We start from the raw sequence: 19832 nt of genomic DNA on the forward strand, positions 1-19832 counted from the left end.
CTTTCAGACCTCGCCAGACTCACCAAAGCCCTCGCACCCCATGCACTGTCGGAACTCGGTGCCGGGCAGGTGTCCGAAACCGGGTCGCGGCGGTTGCTTCTCCGTGGCGTGATGGGTGTGCACAAGCTGACCGCGGGAGACGGGTACACGTACCTGACCCGCCAGGTCGCCGTGCACGATGCGACCGACCGCGGCCATGCGGGACTGGCCGACTACTACGCCGAGAAGGGCGAGTCACCGGGTCGTTGGTTCGGCGCCGGGCTCGGTGCGCTCGACCTCGAGGCGGGCTCGCAGGTCACCGAGGCCCACATGCGGAACCTGTTCGGCGAGGGTCGCCACCCCGACGCGGAGCGTCTGGAGAACGCGGCGCTGGACGCCGGGAAGAGCGTCGAGCAGGCCAAGAAGGCCTCCCAGCTCGGCCGCGTGTTCGCGCGGTACCTGGGCAATCAGCCGGAGTTCATCCAGGAGACCGCCAAGCGCTACATCTCCTACAACCTGGCCAACGGCGAGCACTGGAAGACCCCGGTTCCGGCCGAGGTGCGGGCGAAGATCCGCACCGAATTGGGTAACGAGCACTTCCTCCGTGAGCACGGCCGGGAGCCGATCGACGACCGTGAGCGCGGCTCCTTCATGGCCAAGGCGACCCGGCAGCAGACCACCGCGGTGGCCGGCTACGACCTCACCTTCGCCCCGGTGAAGTCCGTCTCGACGCTGTGGGCCCTGGCCGATCGCGACGTCGCCAAGGAGATCGAGGCAGCCCACCACTCGGCCGTCGCGGCCACGCTGTCGTGGCTGGAGAAGGAGGTGCTGTTCACGCGCCGCGGCCGCGGCGGGCTCCAGCAGGTCAAGGCGAACGGGCTGATCGCGGGCATGTTCACCCACCGCGACGCCCGCTCGTCCGACCCTCACTTGCACACCCACGTCGCGGTCAGCAACAAGGTCCAGGACGAGACCGGCCGCTGGCTCGCGGTCGACGGGCGCGTTCTCTACAAGGCCAACGTCACCCTCGCGGAGATGTACAACACCCTCATCGAGTCCGAGCTGATCGCCCGATTGGGAGTGCGGTTCGAGAACCGCAGGAGCGGTTTGGACAAGGGTGTCGACAAGCGGCCCGTGCGCGAGATCGTCGGCGTCGACGAGCGTCTGGCCAAGACCTGGTCCAAGCGGCACAGCGCCATTGAGGCACGCCGCCGCGAGCTGGCGGCCGCCTTCCAGTCCGAGCACGGTCGCCCGCCGACCGAAGGTGAGGCCGTCACCCTCGCGGAGAAGGCGTGGGACCAGACCCGGCAGGCCAAGCACGCACCCCGTGCCGAAGCCGATCAGCGGGCCGCTTGGCTGGCCGAGGCCGCCGCCATCATCGGCAGCGAGCAGGCCGTCCGTGACATGGTCGAGGACTGCCTCGGCCATCGCCCGGACGCCCAGGACGTCACCGACGAGTGGGTCGCCGAGACCGCGCACCGGGTCGTCGAACGGGTCGCCGAGGACCGTGCAACCTGGCAGGTCTGGCACCTGCGCGCCGAGGCACAGCGCCAGGCACGCGCCCACGGGGTCCGGCTGCCCGACCTCGACGCCGCCGTGGATCGCGTGGTGGCCACCGCGATCGAGGAGCACTCGATCGCCTTCAACGACCCCGACCCGCTCACCCACGCGACCACTGCGGCCGAGCAGGAAGTGACGATCCCCGATCCCCTGCAGCGCGTCGAACACGGCGGGAGCGGCGAGGAGATCGTCAGCGTCTACAGCCTCGCCGGCGCCCGCCAGTACACCTCCCAGGCCGTGATCGACGCCGAACGACGCATTGTCGAGTCCGCCCGCCGCACCGGCGGCCGCGCCATCAGCGAAGTACGCGTCGGCATCGCGATCGCCGAAGCCGCCGCCAACGAGCTCCAGCTCAACGCCGCCCAGCAGTCCCTTGTCCGCGAGATGGCCACCAGCGGCCGAGCCGTCCAGCTCGCCCTCGCGCCCGCCGGCACCGGCAAGACCACCGCCATGCAGGTCCTCACCCGCGCATGGCAGGACTCCGGCGGAACCGTCATCGGCCTCGCCCCCTCCGCGGTCGCTGCCCAAGAACTGGGCGCCTCCATCAACCCTGAAGCCGGCGACGCGGGCGCCACGAAGGCCAAGGGACTGCTGAACGGGCCATGGCGCCCGGGCCGGAAGAAGGTTCGCGCCGACACTCTGGCCAAGCTCGTGTGGCACGCCAAGCACGGCGGAGCACCGACCTGGATGGAGAAGATCAACCCCACGACCCTCGTCCTGATCGACGAGGCGGGCATGGCGGCGACCACAGATCTGGCAGCCGCTATCGACTACATCACCTCCCGCGGCGGCCAGGTGCGGCTCGTCGGTGATGACCGGCAGCTCGCCTCGGTCGCCGCCGGCGGCGTCCTGCGCGACATCTCTCACCAGATCGGCGCGGTCACCCTCAGCGAAGTGCACCGCTTCCGCAACCCCGACGGCAGCCTCAATCACGCCGAAGCAGCCGCCACCCTCGCGCTGCGCGACGGCGACCCGTCGGCGATCGCGTTCTACGCCGACCGCGGCCGCATCCATGTCGGCGACCTCGGGGCCTGCGCCGACCAGGCCTACGCCGCGTGGGCCGCTGACCGTACCGACGGCACTGACTCAGTCCTGATCGCACCCACCCGAGAGATCGTTGCCGAGCTCAACACCCGCGCCCGCAACGACCGCCTCGCTGGGATCGACGAGAAGGCGATCGGGCGCGTCTTGACGCTGGCCGACGGCACCAAGGTGTCCGAAGGTGACCGGATCATCACCCGCGAGAACGACCGCCGCCTACGCATCAGCCGCACCAACTGGGTCAAGAACGGCGACCGCTGGCACGTCAAGAAGGTCAACGCCGACGGCTCCCTGCGCGTGGTCCACGACCAACTCGGCAAGACCATCAGCCTGCCCGCCGACTACGTCTCCAAGACCGTCCAGCTCGGGTACGCCACCACCGTTCACGGCGCGCAGGGCATCACCACCGGCACCTGCCACGTCGTCCTCACCGGTGACGAAGACCGCAACCTGCTCTACGTCGCGCTGTCGCGGGGCAAGTTCGCCAACCACCTTTACCTCAACGTCGCCAGCGACGGCGACCCGCACAACCTGATCCGGCCTGAGGCACTGATCCCGCCGACCGCACTCGACCGGATCGCCGAGATGCTGCGCCGCGACGGCTCGCCGGTCTCCGCGACCACCACGCTGCGCGAGCAGGCCAACCCGCACCAGCTGCTCGGCGACATGGCCGCCCGCTACCACGACGCCGTCACGGCCGGCGCCGAGAACCTCATCGGTCCCGTCGGCATGGACAAGATCGACGCGCACGCCGAAACGCTCCTCACGGGACTCACCGAGGCCCCGGCCTGGCCGACATTGCGGGCCCATCTCGCCCTGATCGCGCTCGACGAGCACAGCCCCTTGAAGCTGCTGACCGCCGCCGTGGGCGTCGGTTCGCTGGCCGATGCACGCGACCCCGCCGCTGTGCTCGACGCCCGCATCGACGACCTCGTCGCGGAACTCACCGCGGCCCGGCCACACGACCCGGACACTCCCCCGCCCACCGACGGGCCGCTGCCGTGGCTGCCCGGCATCCCCGGCCGACTGGCCGAGGCCCACGACTGGGGGCCGTTCGCGGCCGCCTACCACCAGCTCGTGCGCGAGCAAATCGACGCCGTACGCGAGGAGGCTCGGGGCTGGACGGGCGCCACCGCGCCCGTGTGGGCACAGCCCTTCCTCGAGGACGAAGAGGCCGACCTGCGGGCCGATCTCGCGGTGTGGCGGGCAGTGGCCAGGACTGACGAGAACGACCTGCGCCCCACCGGCGACCGCACCATCGGCGCCCCGGGCGCCTACCAGGCCAAGCTCAACCGGGCCGTCCGCTCGGCACGTCCCAGCTACCCCTTCTCCCAGCGCACTTGGTACCAGGTGCTGCCGGAGATCGTCCGCGCCGACCCTTGGATCACGCCGCTGTGCCAGCGACTCGCCCGGCTAGAACGCGCAGGGTTGCCCGTCACCGATTACATCCAGCAGGCGCTCGCCGCCGATCCCTCGCTCTCGGGCAGCGAGTCCGCCACCGACGCGGACACGTCTGCAGGCGCGCGGCCGCTGCCCGACGAGCAGCAGGCTGCCGCGCTTTGGTGGCGGCTCGTTCCGCACCTCGGGCCGGCTGCACTCGGCGCCGACGAGCACTCAGCGAACCTGTTGCAGCCGACATGGCGCAGCGCGCTGACCGAACTGGTCGGCACCACCAAGGCCGAGTATCTGCAGAAGGCGCCAGCGTGGCCCGCGCTCGTGGCGGCGGTTGACGAAGCCTGCGAACACCACGGCTGGAATCCGACCGAGATCCTCTCCAGCGCTCTCGCCGGCGTGCCGCAAGACGGGTCTTTGACCGGTGTCGAGGTCGCCGACGCGCTCGTGCTGCGCATCGCCATGCTCACCGACCAGCCGGCAGAGCCGCCCGTGCATGGTGACGAGCCTTCGCCGTACAGCGACGCCGACATGCCCGCGGACCCGGACCTGCTGCCGCCGGAGGACGCCGACGAGTTCATGGCCGCCTTCTACCGTGACCGACCCGACGACACCGATATCCCTCTCGCCCACGCCCCCACTCCAGACGACTACGACACCCTCGCGACCGAGCCGGTCGCCTGGGAGCCGGACCTCGTCGAGCACGAGCCAGCGCCGTACGACGCCGGCGCGGCCGCTCACCACCTGTACGTCGAGGACCCGTACGCGACCCCCCTGCCGTGGGAACAGGCCGACGAGGTCACCGCCGAGCACGCCTTCCCAGACCCGAACCAGATCCCGGCCGAGCGGATCCACGAACTCAACCAGCAGGCACTGGCCTACTTCGAGTCCTGCTACCCGCGCTCGTGGGCACCGGGCTATCTTCGCGAGCGGCTAGGGACCGACCTCGCCGACCACACCACCTACGCCGTGGGGTACGCACCCGGAGGTGGCCGCAGCCTGATGCGGCACCTCACCGAGCAGGGAGCCACCCCCGACGAGCTGGAGCAGGCCGGCCTCGTCTCCCAGCGTGAACGCAACGACGGCACGACGTACTACCGCGACTTCTTCCGCGACCGACTCATCATGCCCATCCGCGACCCCCATGACCCGAGCGGGCAGGCGATCCTCGGCTTCGTCGGCCGCCGCAACCCCAACAAGACCGACGACGACTACGCCGGACCGAAGTACCTCAACACCCGCACCACCCCGGTCTTCACCAAGGGCGAGGCACTCTTCGGGTACGCCGAGGCCCGCGAACCTCTCACCGACGGCGCGCTCCCGGTCATCGTCGAGGGCCCCATGGACGCGCTGGCCATCACCCTGGGCAGCAACGGCACCGCCGTCGGCATCGCCCCCATGGGAACCGCGCTCACCGTCAACCAGATCAGGCTGCTCCGTGCCCACATCGACATGGTCGACGGACGCGACCGCATCGCCGTCGCCACCGACTCCGACCCGGCCGGCTGGAAGTCGGCACAGAAGGCCTTCTGGCACCTGACCGCCGCGGACCTCGACCCCACCCACCTTGACCTGCCCGACGGACTCGACCCAGCCAAACTGTTCGAGACCCAGGGCGCCGCCGCGATCACCGCCGCCATCGACAACCGATCCCCCCTCGGCGACGCGATGATCGACCACCTGCTCCGCACCGCCGGACACTGGTCCGACACCGACGTCCGGCAGAAGCTCATCCACCAGACCGCCCGAGTGCTCGGCTCCCGCGGGTCCGAACACTGGCTCGACGGCTTCGAGCGGCTCCGCAACCGGCTCCACCTCGCACCCGGCATCCTCGAGCACCAGACCGTCACCGAGAGCATGGAGCGCGACCGCAACCGCCCGGCCTACGCCCAAGCGCGCATCGACGAGATCAACGACGAGGCCCGCAAGCAGGCCGCCAAATCCGACAGCCCCCTTCGCCACGCCGCCGGAAGCAGGCTCGCCGCAAGCGCCGCCACCATTCCGCCCGACCAGACGATGCCCCCTGGGGGGCGCGGTCCGGCCGCACCGTTACGGTGACCCCGCATCGCTCAGGATCGCTCTGAGCGAACTCGGAGCACCACACGGTCGCCTCGGTGCCTGATCCTGCCGTCGAACGTTCGCCAGGAAGCGATCTGGGCGAACTGCGAGCGCATCTCGACCCGAAAGCTCTGCGCCTGACCCACAACAACAAGCGCTGCTGTGCTGTCGAGATGCACGGGTGCCAGGCAACATCTACTCGTTTCAGTGGCGCGCAGCGGCTGGCGATACCTCCTCGAACCGGACCCCCCGCTGGGCCCGACATGTACTCCGAGGAGATCGACCTCGACGACTGGCGGCCTTGCCCCTGTGCGGATCAGCGGCGCCGCTCGTGCCAGTCATCGTCAGCTTCAGGCGCCTCCTCACGTCCCGCGACTGCGACGAGTAGAGGCCGCCGAGCCCGAATCCGCGAACAGATCCCCGTTCGGTCTGGCACCGTTGCGGATGAGGCGAGGGTCGAGGGAGGCGCCAGTGGGCAAGTCAGGTCGCGGCTGGAGTTACTGGTCGCGGAACAAGCTGGAGATCCTCCAGGGCTACATGCCCGCGTTCAACCGGGCCGCGCAGAAGTCGCCGGAACGGATCTACATAGACCTCATGGCCGGAGAGCCGGTCAACTTCGACAAGCACACCAAGGAACAGTTCGACGGCTCGGCCCGCCTCGCGTTGGCATCCCAGCCAGGGTTCACCCGGTTGGCGTTCGGCGAGATGCTGCCCAAGGCCGCGAAGTTGCGGGCCGATCTGGACGCCCGTCACCCGGGCGCGCCCTTCAAGGTCTACCCGGGCGACAGCAACGTCCAGATCCACAGCATGCTCGCCGATCTCAGCGACGTGAAGTGGGCTCCGGCGTTCGCGTTCCTCGATCAGCAGGCCGCAGAACTGCACTGGGAGACCATGTGCGCTCTCGCCGACTTCCGTAAGGGCAAGACCAAGGCCGAGCAGTGGATCCTCTGGTCCCCAGCCATGATCGTGAAGGGCGTCACAGGAACCAACAAGGACAAGTTCGCAGCCCAGGTAGACCGGCTCTACGGGTCGGCAGACTGGCGCAAGATCCTCGCCGCCCGGTTCGAGTCAGAGCAGCCGATCACCGCTGGCGAGTTCCGAGCCGAGATGGTCAACCTGCTGCGCTGGCAGTTCGAGAAGCAACTCGGCTACGCCCACACCATCCGGATTCCCATGAAGATGGCCAACGGGACCGACCTCTACGACATGGTTTTCGCCACCGACCACGAGGCCGGGCTCAAGATCATGTCGTATCTCTACCAGAAGGCTGCCGAACGAGAGCCGAAGATGAAGGAGGAAGCCCTCCAGGCCCAGAGTGGCCAGGGGGCGCTGTTCGACGTGGCCCCGGCCAAGGTGCCGGAGTGGAAGAGCGAGCCCTGCTGGGACCCGACCTTGCAGCCCTGGTGGTGACTACCCGACAGCGGCGGAGAGATCGGGCATGTCATCCCACGTGCGGCCGTCTAACTCACGACCGTTCGCCTTGGGCGTCCGGCCGCCCCACTGCTTGAAGAAGAACGCCACGTCTGCCGAGACACACTGGTCGCGGATGTCCTCGACCCATGCCGGGTCCATCGGACGCGCGCGAGGTCCGGACTCTCCGCCAGCGATCACCCAGTCGATCTCCCTCAGGTCGAGGTTGGGGAGCGCGCTCAGCAGCGGCTCGCAGGATAGGAACCGCACCGCGGCAGGCGTCGCGCGCAGGTGGTCGATCCTGTCGACAGCATCGAACGACTCGACCGAAACGCCCATCCAGAGGTTGTCGGGCCAGTCCAGCTTGTCCGCCAGCCGTGCCATGCGATGCGCGCGCTTCGTCAGCACCTGATAGGTGTGCTGCGGGGTCTCGCGGACCACGTCGAAGATGTCGCGCATGAAGTCGACCGGAACCTTCGCGTGGAACAGGTCGCTCATCGAGTTGACAAACACGACCTTCGACCCGCGCCAGCGGTATGGCTGGGTCAGGGAGGCCGGATGGACCGTCACACCGAACCCGGGACCGGAGGTGCGTGGATCACCGTCGTTCTGGTACTTCTCGGCACCCATCGCCTTCAGGCGCTTCGCCAGGCTAAGGGCATAGCAGTTGTCGCAGCCCGCGGCCACCCGGTCACAGCCGGTGACCGGGTTCCAGGTGACCTCGGTCCACTCGATAGCGCTGTTGGTTGCCATTGCTCCCACCCCTCTTGGCCGCATGCCGTGCGTCCGAGACGGTGCGGTCGGCGCACATCTCGTAGCGAGGCTACCGGTCGACGTACGGCGAGCGCAGGCGAACCGCCTGGGCGTGCGGGGTCACCTGTCAGTGTTGATCGGAACCAGCACTTGGCCCGAACGGGCTGTCCGTGGCATTGTCCGTACGTTTGCCATTGCGGAGGAAGGTGTGTGTGGTGGACCGTCGAAACATGGTCTGGCCCGTCAGCTGCACAGGCGCGCAACTGGCCGAGACGCTACGGTCGGCCGCTAACGCCACTCACTCGGTGTCAGGGGGCGCGACCGACGTCGTCGACGGCTATCTTCGCTGGGCGGCCGACCAGGTCCGCATGCTCCAGGGAATGCTCTCGCCCAGCGATCTGGACCGGTTGATCACCACGCCGCGCTATTGGGCGACGCAGGCGGACAGGACCTCGGTGCTCACCATCGTCAACGTGATCACTGACGAGTTGCAGCACCGCAGGCGGGTACTCGAGGCGACCGCCGAGGCCGTCGCGCAACAGGCCGCGGCCTGGTCGCCAAACGATGGTCAGTTCACCAACTACGTCCTGATCGATACCAACTTCTGGATGGAGAAGACGCTCAGCGATCTCGACGCCCTGGACTGGCACCAGGCACTCGCAGACGCGGCAGGCCCAAGCCACCCTGCGATGCAGGACGAGCTGCGGATCGTCGTACCACTATTGGTCATCGACGAACTCGACGAGAAGTCACACCGCCGCGATACGCGGCCGAAGGTCCTCGGCGCCACCAAGTTCCTCTACAAGCTGCTGGCTGACAACCCAGGCACGCCACGTCAGATCCGCGCCGAGCACCCCGCGCGGGGTGCGGTAACGGCCCAACTCCTGTTCGACCCGCTGGACCACCGACGGTTGCCGAACAACGATGATGAGCTGGTCGAGCGGCTGCTCGTGCTGCGCGACTTCATCGGTCACCCGGCACAGCAGATGTTCTTCCTGACCCAGGACGGCGGTGCGGCATTCCGTGCCACCGCCTCCGGACTGATGGCGCGGCACGCGCCTACCCCGCCACGGCTGAAGGACAACTGATCTCCTCCTTTCCAGATACGGAGGAACTCGCGGAGCGCCGGCCTCAATGCATGCGATCGGCGAGTTGGGTGAAGAAGTCGGCGAGCATGTCGTTGGCGCTGCTCGCAACGAGCTCGGCACCACCGAATCGGTACACCTCGTATCCGGCGAGCCGGAGGCGGCGATCCTCGGCGACCATCTCGCTGTAGAGGGCGGGGTTAGCGATGTCGCCCCTCGCGTAGTGCTGCTTGCCGTCGACCTCGAGAACGACACGATGCCTGCTGGAGAAAAGGATGAGGAAGTCCATCCGCTGTCGGGCCAAGGGGCTCCCGCTCTCGCCCGCGGAGCGGCGTGCATGTTGGGTCACTGGGTCGAAGTGCAGGTAGACCTGTGGAATCAGAGCGGGGATGTCGAACTGCTCGCCCTGGTAGCGCTTTGAGTAGGCATCGAAGACGCGGAGCTCGGCTGGGTTGTTGGCCAGCGAGGATCGGAGGCGGTCGTGCAGATCTAGCGCGACATCGCGGGTCGCCACGTCGGCATCGAATCGTTGGCGGTCTCTCCACCAGTCGATCAGATGGCGGAAGGTCAAGCCGTCAGCAGGGATGGACTGGTCGTAGATCAGGCAGTACTCGCTGTTGCGGACGATCTCGATGTCGTTGTTGACCGCGTCGCGCAAGACGAGCTCGGGCTTCGGTCCGTTCGCAGCGAAGATCAGGTTCTTCGCTGGTGTGCCGACACCGCCGCCGCGGTCGTATTCAGCGAGGAGTGCGGTCAGGTCGGCAAGGACGGCGTCGGTCAGATCGAGCTCGGTGACTATGCGACGCGCAAGGCCGGCTAGGCGGGAAAAGTCCCAGCCTTCTGTGTAGGCCTGGATGACGTCTCGTTTGGTGTAGAGCGAGTCGTTCGGCTGTCGGTCGGTGTGGGGCCATGGCAACCGGAGTTCCTCGGCCAAGACCGTCTCCAGGTTGACCCGCGTATAGGTCATGAGCGCGTCCTCGATGGCGGCTCTCAAGGTGCGCGACGACACCTTCGTCGGCACCGTCGGCGAGCTCACGAACATCGCTTCGAAGAAGTTGGACCCGGTCACAGCACCAGTGTGGCCGTTCGCGAGGACAGCTCGGGGAGCAACGGTGCGCGGGCGGCCGACGGCGGAGGACTGTGTCTGGGCCTTCGCCGCCTACCTTGAGCCAGCGACCGGCGACTCACCAGGTGCTGGATCGACCTCGGAGCGGTCACCAATGTTCGCTGTCGTCTCGACAGCTGCTGCTGAGCTGAGACTCTCGGTTCTCTCGCCGCGGCTGATGCACCCGAACGGCGCCTGGAGGGGCCGCCCCGGCGGTAGCGTTTGGCAGGTCCCGGCCCATTCCGTCGGATGCCCTCCGTAGGCTCGCAAATTGGAAGACCGCGACCCCCGCCAAGTCCCGCCCTCAGGAGCTGATCAATGGAGAACGAGATCCAGCTCATCAGCGACGGCGATGGGCTGGCGGTGATCGGGGAGCCGACGGCAGTGGAACGCTTCCTCGCGTCCGAGGGACTGGCATCGAGGGACCTCGATCTGCCCCGCCTCGGCACCGTCCTCAGTACCGGTGGTGCGGCCGCACAGGCAGGCTCCGAGATCGCCGCCAACTCGGGCCGCTGGGTGAAGCTGACCAAGGAGTCGTCGAAACTCGTCAAGAAGCACGGACTGCGGGAGAGCTCCAAGTCCGGCCTTAGCACCGGGGTGGTGAAGGGAAAGAAGGGCCAGATCAAGGGGTTCGTCGAGTTCGCCAAAGGCCCCGGGACGATGCTCAGTAACCCGGCGGTACTCGCCGGAGCCGCGGGCATCATGGCGCAGTTGGCGATGCAACAGACGATGGATGAGATCACCGACTATCTCGCCACGATCGACGAGAAGCTCGATGACGTCCTCCGCGCCCAGACCAATCAGGTGCTGGCGCGTGTAGACGGCGTTGACCTCGCGATCCGGGAAGCCATGAGCGTGCGCAACTCGGTTGGCCGTGTCTCCGAGGTCACCTGGTCGAAGGTGCAAGCCACTTCGTCAACCATCCTCGACACTCAGGCGTATGCGCTACGTCAGCTGAACGATCTTGCTGAGAAGTTGGAGCGCAAGAACAAGGTCGGCGATCTCGCCAAGGCGACCAAGGACGCTCAGGCGGAAGTCCAGAAGTGGCTGTCCGTGCTGGCTCGCTGCTTCCAGCTGCACGACGCGATCGCGGTCCTCGAACTCGACCGTGTGCTGGACGCGTCCCCCGAGGAGCTGGATCGGCATCGCCTCGGCCTGCGGGCAGCCCGTGAGCACCGTCTCGAACTCATCTCAGGCAGCACGGTGCGCCTGCTCGGCCGCATGGACGCGGCCGCCGGGACAGCCAATAGCCGGGTGCTGCTGCATCCGTCCAAGGCGCCGGCGCTCGTGCAGGCCAGCAACCAGGTCTCCGACTCCATCCTGGACTTTCACGGACTACTTGGGATCGAGCGTGAGCGGGAGGCGCTGGAGGCACGACGCTGGCGGACGGCTGCTTCCGAGGTCAAGGTGAAGGCCCTGGAGAAGGGCGCCGACCGGGTCGACGCCGCCAAGCGGGTGGGCAACGAGACCTTCGTCCGAGCCAAGTCAGCAACGGGCAAGGCGTCAGGCCGGATTTCGGAGCGCACCTTACGGCGCCGCGGTGATGGTGAGGAATCTGCGCGAGACGAGTGAGTTGGGTCGGCCGCGCCCGTGTCGCTGTCGAGTGTCGGCGCGGCGTGGAACACTCGACCGTCATGGAGATAGACCTCGGTTCTCGGAACGCGGGTCTGGTGGTGGGCGAAGAGCTGAGCGACTCCGTGGAGATCCCGGGCTACGAGCACCACAGCACCTGGGGATACGACCTGAACACCCGCTCCTACTGGGCATCGCTGTGGCCCAACAAGGGTGACCGCGATGACCCCCCAATGATCTCCGTTGGCTGGAGTGGCCGGGCACTGCCGCGCCCCGACTGTGTTCTCGTCGAACTGTGTACTCAGCTCCGCCACGATCCCCTGACGGTCGCACGAGGCCTCGGCCTGATGCGCCTGATCCACCCACGAACGCCAGAGCAGCTGGCCACCCGCCACGTCGACGTGTTCGAGCCGGGTGTCGTCGATGGGTACACCCTGGTGGGCAGTTGGCTGGTCGGCGACGCGCGGCAGTGCCCGGCGAGCGGCTGGCCGTGCCACCCCGGCTACGTTCCCGGCCCGGAGCACATATGGGCAGAGGTCCTCTATGTGACCGGACGCCTCTACCTGGGCGAGCGAACCAGTCTCTTGACGTCGCTTGACGAGGCTCTTTGCTACGCGGCGAGACTCACCGGCGACTGAATGGCAGATGGCGCTCTTAGAAGAGCGCCATCTGCGCTTCGTCGACCGACGCCAGCGCGCGGGCGATCCGCTCGTCATCCCAGCCTTCCGCGACGGCGGCTCGCAGTGCGAGCGACCGGCGGTACATGGCCTCTCGGCCGAACATCCGGCTGCGGTAACCACGCGCACCGCGGCGGCCACGCTGGGCGATCCGGGAAAGATTCGCTGCCTGCGTGGACCCTTCGAGGTGATCGAGCAAGGTGCCCTCGGCGCGGACACAGATCGGGTTGTCACACACGATGTGCTCGACGACCGGGGGAAGGTCGATCGAGACTCCCTCGGCAAGCGCCCAGGCCACCCGATGAGGCCTCAGCACCCTCTGGTGACCGTCCCGCGATATCCAGAAGCGCCCGTACCCGTCGTCACCGATAGCTGCGGTTCCCCCCGCTGCCCAGAGCCAGCAGTCGGTCTCCCGGGGGCCCTTCACGACGTGCGACCAGAACCGGTCGACCTCGTCCGCCGTGAGTTGCATGCGGTCAACGTAGCCGCGGGCACCGACACTGGCGGCGAGGTCCTCGTTGTGTTGTTCAGCGGCCGGTCGCGGGACTGGGGCTAGGAGACTGCTGAACAAAAGGCGCGCCTCCCGAGGTCCTCGGGCTGACCTGAAATCCTGAGGGCATGCAGGGTGAGTCCGATCGGCAGCGTGAGCTGCTGGACGTTGAGTCAGTCGCTGGTCATCTGCTCGAGCCGGGCAGTGTGTTCGCTTTGTTGGCCGAGCACCGGGACCGGTTGTTCCCGAGCGAGTTGTTCGCCGACCTGTTCCCGACCGGCCGCGGTCGGCCCTCGATCCCGGGCGAGGTGATCGCCTCGGTCATCGTGCTCCAGGCGCTCTACGGCCATTCGGACCGCGAAGCCGTCGACGCCCTGACCTTCGACCTGCGATGGAAGGCAGCGTGCGGGTACGCGATCGACAAGCCGGGCTTCGACCCGTCGACGCTGACCTACTGGCGTCGCCGGCTGGCCGCGAGCAACCGGCCGCAGCGGATCTTCGAGGTGGTCCGCGAGGTGATCACCGAAACCGGGGCGGTGGCCGGGAAGCAGCGTCGGGCGCTGGATTCCACGATCCTCGACGACGCGGTCGCCCGCCAGGACACCGTGACGCAGCTGATCGCGCAGATCCGCCGCGTGGGCCGTGAGGTTCCTGGCGCCAAGGACCTGATCACCGAGCACTGCACCCGCCTGGCTGCGTTGACCGGACAGGACTACCACTCGACCGGGAAGCCGCCGATCGCGTGGGACGACCCGGCTGCCCGTGCCGAGCTGGTGTCCGCGCTGGTCGGCGACGCACTCGCCCTGCTCGCTGTGCTGGATGTCGAGGCGATCACCAAGACGGGCGGGAAGCCGGCTGATGCGGTCGCGCTGCTGGCGCTGGTCGCGGGCCAGGACGTGGAGCCGGCCGAGGACTCCGATGGCACCGACGGCCGGTGGCGCATCGCACGGAAGACGGCGCCGGATCGGGTGATCTCGACCGTCGACCCCGACACCCGGCACGCCCACAAGACCCGGGAACGACGCCAGGACGGGTTCAAGGCCCACGTCGTGGTGGAGCCAGACACCGGGCTGACCACCGTGTGTGCATTGACCAAGACCAACGGCCCAGCCAACTCCGACGCCACCGTCGGTGCCGAGTTGGTCACTGCCGACTCGACCCTCGCGACCGACCAGCAGGTCGAGGTGCTCGGGGACTCGGCCTACGCCACCGGCGACATGCTCCACACCCTGGACGGCAAGAAGTGGCTACCGCTGCTCAAACCGTGGCCGCTGCGCCCCACGGTCGAAGGCGGATTCACCCTCGATGACTTCCGCTACGACCCCGACGCCGACGCCCTGACCTGCCCGGCGGGCATCACCAGGAAGCGGTCCGCGAAGGGCACCGTCACCTTCGGTGCTGCCTGTCGCGGCTGCCCGCTACGACAGCGATGCACCACTTCGGCAAGCGGTCGCACTGTGTTGATCGGCGAACACCACCAACTGCAACGCGAACACCGCAAGCGAGCCGCCGACGACGGCTTCCAGGCCGACTATCGACAGCACCGACCGATGGTCGAACGCTCGATCGCCTGGCTCACCCGCGGCGCCCGACGCGTCCCATACCGAGGCGTCGAGAAGAACAACAACTGGCTCCACCACCGCGTCGCCGCCCTCAACCTGCGTCGACTCCTCGCCATGGGCCTCACGATGACCGACGGAGCCTGGGCCCTGGCCTGACAGGGCCCTCGCGGGCTCAATTCCGCCCCTTGCACGCGGCTGCAGAGCCGCGCAGGATGGCCGACGGCGGGCGGAACGACCCCGTTGTCGCACCCAGAGTGCTGACTCAAACTCGCCGCTCGACGGCCTTGGCGGCGCTCCGCCCGCCACCCACGCCGCCAGATGACAAGTTGTTCAGCAGTCTCCTAGGGAGGGTGAAGAGCCCTTCCTCCTGCGGCGCCGTCGGAGACGGACCGGTGGTCGCGCCCTGGATTGCGCTCGCCTGCAACGCTGCAGAGGGGGTCGGCGCGGTTGGGCGGGCTGCTTGCTGATCGAGCAGCTCGAGGAGGTCCACGGGTTCGTCGTCGACGGTGAGCGGGAGTGCGCGCGCGATAGCCGCCTTCTGACGGGCCCACACGTCACGCAGCGCGACGAGGTGCCTGCCGTAGACCTTGTCCCACTCGGCCTGAGCCTCCTGATGCTCCTCGTCGGAGTCGAAGCGTCGGCGCCAGGGCCAGCCGCCGCGCGCATCGCTGAACTCACTCCAACGGCGATTCTCAGCGCGCTCGGTGCGCCGCAGCGTGTCCAACTCGGTGCGCACGTCCTGCGGCAGGGACGTGCCGTACGCCGCTGCCTCGGCCCAGGTCACCTTCAACACGACCTTCGGCCGGATTCGGCGCCAGGCCTGCTTGTCGGAGCCGGCGGCCTTCATCGCCTCAGAGAACCCCGAATGGTCTTCGAGCCAGACCGCTTTGCGGTTGTAGCTGATCCAGCAGCCGTCCTGCGGTGCCGACCGGCCGCCTTCCAGCGTCCCGCGGTCGCGGAGACGATCGAGGAGGGCGTCGGCCGCCATCCCGGCACCCAGCGACCCCAGCAGTTGCTGTTGGTCCCGGCTCAGCATCGCGCTCGGCCCGCACTACCTGACGGGCGCGGCCGAGACCGCGCGCTGCTGGCCGTCCTCGTCCTGGTGGCGGCGGGTGGTGTCGTTGCGGGTCTGATCGAGGGCCGCGAGCTGCAGCGTGGTGCTGCGACCGCCGTCGGGGGCGGCGAGGTCCCCGGCGGGGACGCTGGTCGGGTCCGCGTAGTGCTCGTCGAGCTGGTCGACGATGCGGGCGCACACGGCGTTGAGCCGGGGGTTGTTCGCGACCTTGTTCTGGGCGTACATGACGCTGGTGTGGTCCTTGCCGAAGTAGGACGCGATCGCCGGCAGGGTCAGACCACCGCGCCGGGCCGCAGTCATGGCCACGGCTCGGGCGTCGCTCACCGCCCGGTGGCGGTCCGCGCTGAGCACCGCGTCGCGGGTTGTGCCGAAGGATTGCGCGGCGGTGGCGATCGCGATCGCGCAGATGCCGTCGGGTCCGACGTCGGCCATCTCGCCGGTGGCGGTCTCAGCGGCGTTGACTTGGGTGGCCAGGGCGATCGCGAGCGACCGCAGCTGCTCGGCGTTCATCTGGTCGAGCGTGCGCGCGACGGCGGCCTGATTCGCGTTGGCGACCAGCGCAGCGAACGCCGCCGCCTGCTTGGCGGTGAGCCCGCCATCGGGCGCTTCGGCGAGTTGGTCCTGCTGGTCGTCGACGAGCCGAAGCCGTCGGCTGTTGTTGTCTGGAGTGGCCATCGCGGCTACCACCTTTCGTGCAGGTCGTCGTGGTCGGGTTTGTGGTCCTCGGGCTCGCTGGTGACCGCGGCCAGTTCCCCGGCGCGCTCAACGTCGTCTCGGTAGCGCTGCTTGCGGCCGCGGCGCACCGGGGTGGAGGCGTGGGTCTCGTCGCGTTCGCGGCGGGGCCGGGGCTGGTGCTTGCTTGGCTGGCAGCCGTCGCCGAGCCGGTCACGGAGCCGCTCGAGGAATCCGGGCAGCCCGTAGCGGTGCCAGTCCTCCAGCGCGGCTGGGGTGACGGCAAAGCTGGTGTAGTAGCGGCTGCAAGCGAGCACCGCTAGGTCGTGCACCAGGTGCGGGTGGGCGGGCCAGCACTCGGGAATCCCGGGGCGGGTCACGTTCCACAGATGCTGCTCGTTGACCCACATCGCGACCAGGTCCAGCCACGCCCACAGCTCTGTGCGCATCAGCCCGGTGCACGTGGCCGGGTCCCACGGCCTCGGCATCTGCGCGAGCTCGCGCAGTTCTTCCTCATCGGCTGGAGGCTCGACGGTGGCCTGCTGCAGCTGCTCCATCGCCGTGCGGATCGTGGGGCCGGGTTCGGGGAACGGTCGCACCATCATTCCGACCAGTGGCATCATCCCGTTGCCGTTCGGTGCGGCGGCCCCAGCAGCTGCGCGGGACGCCACCTGTGAGGGGTGCCCAGTGAACCCTTGTGTTGTCATCGGCTCCTCCTCGCCTACTTCGGCATCCCGAGCCGCTGCCGGGTCCGGGACACCGGCTCGGTTGGCAGCGTCGGTCCGGTGGTCGCCGGGTGGATGGGCTGCGTCTCCGGTTGGGGTGCGCGGGCCGCGAGCCGGGCACGCTTCTGCGCGGCGAGGAGTTCCTTGCCGCGCTTTCCGTCGATGCAGCGGTGCAGGTTCGCGATGATCGGGTCGTACATCTCGGCCAGCACGAGCGCCTTGCGCTGCTCGATGCGACGCAGTTCGGCCGGTTCGAGGATGGGCACCCGCCGCTGGTCGTAGGACCGGTCCATCACCCCGAACAGTTCGTGCCCGCGCGCCGAGTACCGGGTCTCGGTGTGGCTGGTCGATCCGATCAGGTCGGACAGCTCCTTGTAGAAGCCGATGTCCTTGCCGCCACCGAAGACCACCAGGTTGTTCGACAGCCCGTAGATGGTGCGGGCCTCGTCCTCGCCGTAGCAGACCACGAACTGCCGCCATGTCTGGGCCGCGAGGATGAAGGAGAGCCCGAGCGCGCGCTCGTTGGCCATCCGGGTCGACAGCGTCGGGATGGGCGCGGTCGACGGGAGCTCGTCGAGACAGGCGAGGAACGGGGGGCACAGCCGCCCGTGCGGTGAGGTCTCCCCCAGCCGCTTGGCGGTGTCGAGGATCTGCTCGGTGACTGCCGTCATCAGCGGCGAGGCACTGGCGTACGGGTCGTCGCGGCCGAGCAGGTAGATCGTGCCGCCGTCCCGAATGAGGGCCTCGAGGTCGGTGGCCGGCCGGGTCGCGGAGGGAACGCAGCGCTCCCGGATCGAGCGCTGGAAGAACAACGCCATCGCCTGCTGGACGGTCGTGATCGTGTTGCCGGCGGTCCTCTCGTCGCCGTACAGGGCTCCGCGCAGCAGCCCGTCCCACAGCGGCTCCGCGGCGGGGTGGGTACGTAGGATCTCCTCGGCCTGCGGGTACTCGCGCGGGCTGGAGACCCACATCAGCACCTCTTCCAGGCTGATGCCGGCGATCGCCGCGGCGTGGAAGTACGCCTGAAGGACCTTCGCGCACTCGCCGGCGTAGAACCGGGCGGCCTGGTCGGAGGACTGGGAGGTGGCGCCCTTGATGGTTCCGTTCGCGAACGCCTTCGCCCGCCGTTCCGCGAGCATCGCGTCCTCGCAGCCCGCGATGCAGTCCCACACCAGCTCCGGGGTGCCGGGTGCGGCGTTGAACGGATCCAACACGGCAACGGGGCCGAGCTTCTGGCGGGCCTCCAGGGTGAGGAACAGGTCCTCGGGCTTGGTAAGGGTCACCAGCGCGGCACCGGGCGCGTCGAGCAGTGCAGGCACCAGAAGGTCGAGGGTCTTGCCCGACCCCTGGGGGCCGATGACGCAGGTGGTCCGGTCGAAGGGCACCCACAGTTCGGGTCCGCTGCGTCCGGCCTGGCCGAGTCGCCAGCCGACGTCGTGGGGCTTCACATGCTTGAGGGCGGTGGTCACGTCGGGATTCCTCTCTGCTGTCTGGGGTCCGGCTACTTGGTGCCGACGGGGGTCCGCCGCCCCGGGCGGGCGTAGAGGTCGGGTCGGATCACCGCGGCGCTCTTGCGCAGCCGCGGCACCCCGAGCGCCTCCGCGGCCTGCGTCGGGGTGGCCAGGCCGTGCCGGGAACCGGCGCCGGTCAGGTCGCGCATCCACATCCCGACGACGACGGTGCAACCGAGAACCAGCACCTCGCCGAGGAGCGTGAGCACCCACATCACCGCATCCGAGGGCAGCGCAGCGGCGACGCCGCGGGGCAGGCCCGCACCGAAGTGGCCGTGTAGCAAACCGCCGTAGGCGTCGAGCAGCTGTTCGTTCGGTAGCGCGAAGTTTCCCGAGGTGGCGCCCGCGACGACGCCTTGGACGACCAGCGGAGTGACCAGAAGGAAGAACAGGCCGGCCAGGAGGGCGGCCACCTTGAACTCTCCCGCCGTCGGGGCGACGTTGGTGAACCGGGCGCGCCGGGACCGTTCCATGCTCATGAGGCGTCCTCTCTTGAGGTAGTAGCGGTGGGGTTCATCGCAGCCGCCATCCACGCGCCTGCCGGTGCCTGCCAGCGGTGGCACGGGAAGTCGATCGGCCCCCGTAGATCCGGGATGACTGCGACCGTGCCCATGGGCCAGTCCAGGCGTCCCTGCCCGTCCAGGACCGCGGCCTCGGCCGGGTCCGCGTTCTCGGGGCGAACCAGGCCCAGGCATGCGATGTCGGTGGCGAGCAGGGCGCGACCGGCCAGGCTGTTGCCGCCGTGGGAGGTCAGGACGGTGCGTGCCCGGCCGACGGGCAGCAGGGCGAGTCGTTCGTCGTCGAGCAGGTCCATGTCGTCGACCACGACCAGACAGGCTCCCGGACGGCAGTCGCACCCGATCGGTTCGTCCAGCTGGTCGGGGTGTGCCGGCTCGCAGCGCAGGTCTGCCCATTCGCTGGGCGCTTGGGCGTACACGTGGGCGTGCCGCCGGGTGTTCGCCAGCCACCACCGGGTGAGGTAGCGCGCGGTGGTGGTCTTGCCTCGGCCGACGTCGCCGACCAGCAGCAGCGGCCGGGCGCTGCTGGTGTCGAACCCGGCGGCCTGGCCGTCAACTGTGGTGCCGATGCGTACGCCCATGCTTGGAAAGGCAACTCAAGGCGGCGTGGATCGGACACCGCGGAGCGACTGATTTCGACTTTCGGT

15 protein-coding genes are annotated in these 19832 nt (G+C 68.6%); 6 read left to right on the forward strand and 9 right to left on the reverse strand.

Annotated features, from left to right (window positions below):
* Positions 1–111 precede the first annotated feature (111 nt).
* Together mobF and BJ993_RS24820 are read left to right on the forward strand one after the other, a co-directional pair.
* Complete coding sequence (gene mobF, locus BJ993_RS24815) at positions 112–6030, forward strand: MobF family relaxase (RefSeq protein ID WP_179652801.1); 5919 nt, start codon at positions 112–114, stop codon at positions 6028–6030.
* A gap of 471 nt (positions 6031–6501) precedes the next feature.
* Positions 6502–7440 carry a three-Cys-motif partner protein TcmP gene (locus BJ993_RS24820; protein WP_308645718.1) on the forward strand — a complete coding sequence of 313 codons (939 nt, stop codon included), beginning with the start codon at positions 6502–6504 and terminating at the stop codon, positions 7438–7440.
* Here the strand turns inward: BJ993_RS24820 and BJ993_RS24825 are convergent, their stop codons facing one another.
* A complete protein-coding gene (locus BJ993_RS24825) occupies positions 7441–8193 on the reverse strand; it encodes a DUF5131 family protein (RefSeq protein WP_179652803.1) in 753 nt (250 codons plus the stop codon).
* 230 nt (positions 8194–8423) lie between these two features.
* Between BJ993_RS24825 and BJ993_RS24830 the strand changes: the two genes are divergently transcribed.
* Positions 8424–9281, forward strand: coding sequence for a PIN domain-containing protein (locus BJ993_RS24830; RefSeq protein WP_179652805.1), 858 nt, complete (start codon positions 8424–8426; stop codon positions 9279–9281).
* Positions 9282–9324: 43 nt separating this feature from the next.
* On the opposite strand, the gene BJ993_RS24835 is transcribed toward BJ993_RS24830, so the two are convergent.
* Positions 9325–10347 carry a putative endonuclease domain-containing protein gene (locus tag BJ993_RS24835; protein WP_218865376.1) on the reverse strand — a complete coding sequence of 341 codons (1023 nt, stop codon included), beginning with the start codon at positions 10345–10347 and terminating at the stop codon, positions 9325–9327.
* Between the two features lie 354 nt (positions 10348–10701).
* Here BJ993_RS24835 and BJ993_RS24840 point away from each other — a divergent pair, with 354 nt between their 5' ends.
* Together BJ993_RS24840 and BJ993_RS24845 are read left to right on the forward strand one after the other, a co-directional pair.
* Positions 10702–11955 (forward strand): hypothetical protein, encoded by a 1254-nt coding sequence (locus BJ993_RS24840; RefSeq protein WP_179652807.1) that lies wholly within the window; start codon positions 10702–10704, stop codon positions 11953–11955.
* 62 nt (positions 11956–12017) lie between these two features.
* Positions 12018–12593, forward strand: coding sequence for a hypothetical protein (locus tag BJ993_RS24845; protein WP_218865377.1), 576 nt, complete (start codon positions 12018–12020; stop codon positions 12591–12593).
* Between the two features lie 16 nt (positions 12594–12609).
* Here BJ993_RS24845 and BJ993_RS24850 read toward each other — a convergent pair whose 3' ends face one another.
* Positions 12610–13104, reverse strand: a complete 495-nt coding sequence (locus BJ993_RS24850; protein WP_179652811.1) for a hypothetical protein — start codon at positions 13102–13104, stop codon at positions 12610–12612.
* 146 nt (positions 13105–13250) lie between these two features.
* Between BJ993_RS24850 and BJ993_RS24855 the strand changes: the two genes are divergently transcribed.
* Positions 13251–14840 carry an IS1182 family transposase gene (locus BJ993_RS24855; RefSeq protein ID WP_179652813.1) on the forward strand — a complete coding sequence of 530 codons (1590 nt, stop codon included), beginning with the start codon at positions 13251–13253 and terminating at the stop codon, positions 14838–14840.
* Between the two features lie 106 nt (positions 14841–14946).
* On the opposite strand, the gene BJ993_RS24860 is transcribed toward BJ993_RS24855, so the two are convergent.
* The 6 genes from BJ993_RS24860 to BJ993_RS26275 all read right to left on the reverse strand — a co-directional run bounded on the left by BJ993_RS24860 (position 14947) and on the right by BJ993_RS26275 (position 19766).
* Positions 14947–15720, reverse strand: a complete 774-nt coding sequence (locus BJ993_RS24860; protein ID WP_218865378.1) for a hypothetical protein — start codon at positions 15718–15720, stop codon at positions 14947–14949.
* Positions 15721–15735: 15 nt separating this feature from the next.
* Positions 15736–16434, reverse strand: coding sequence for a helix-turn-helix domain-containing protein (locus BJ993_RS24865; RefSeq protein ID WP_179652815.1), 699 nt, complete (start codon positions 16432–16434; stop codon positions 15736–15738).
* A gap of 5 nt (positions 16435–16439) precedes the next feature.
* A complete protein-coding gene (locus tag BJ993_RS24870; RefSeq protein WP_257027727.1) occupies positions 16440–16988 on the reverse strand; it encodes a hypothetical protein in 549 nt (182 codons plus the stop codon).
* Between the two features lie 164 nt (positions 16989–17152).
* Positions 17153–18625 (reverse strand): type IV secretory system conjugative DNA transfer family protein, encoded by a 1473-nt coding sequence (locus BJ993_RS26265; protein ID WP_179652819.1) that lies wholly within the window; start codon positions 18623–18625, stop codon positions 17153–17155.
* 32 nt (positions 18626–18657) lie between these two features.
* Positions 18658–19146 carry a hypothetical protein gene (locus tag BJ993_RS26270; RefSeq protein ID WP_179652821.1) on the reverse strand — a complete coding sequence of 163 codons (489 nt, stop codon included), beginning with the start codon at positions 19144–19146 and terminating at the stop codon, positions 18658–18660.
* Positions 19143–19766 carry an ATP-binding protein gene (locus BJ993_RS26275; protein ID WP_179652823.1) on the reverse strand — a complete coding sequence of 208 codons (624 nt, stop codon included), beginning with the start codon at positions 19764–19766 and terminating at the stop codon, positions 19143–19145. Before BJ993_RS26275 ends, BJ993_RS26270 begins: the two co-directional genes overlap by 4 nt.
* Between the last annotated feature and the right edge of the window lie 66 nt (positions 19767–19832).

The sequence above is a fragment of the Nocardioides aromaticivorans genome (assembly GCF_013408525.1).
GTDB lineage: Bacteria > Actinomycetota > Actinomycetes > Propionibacteriales > Nocardioidaceae > Nocardioides > Nocardioides aromaticivorans.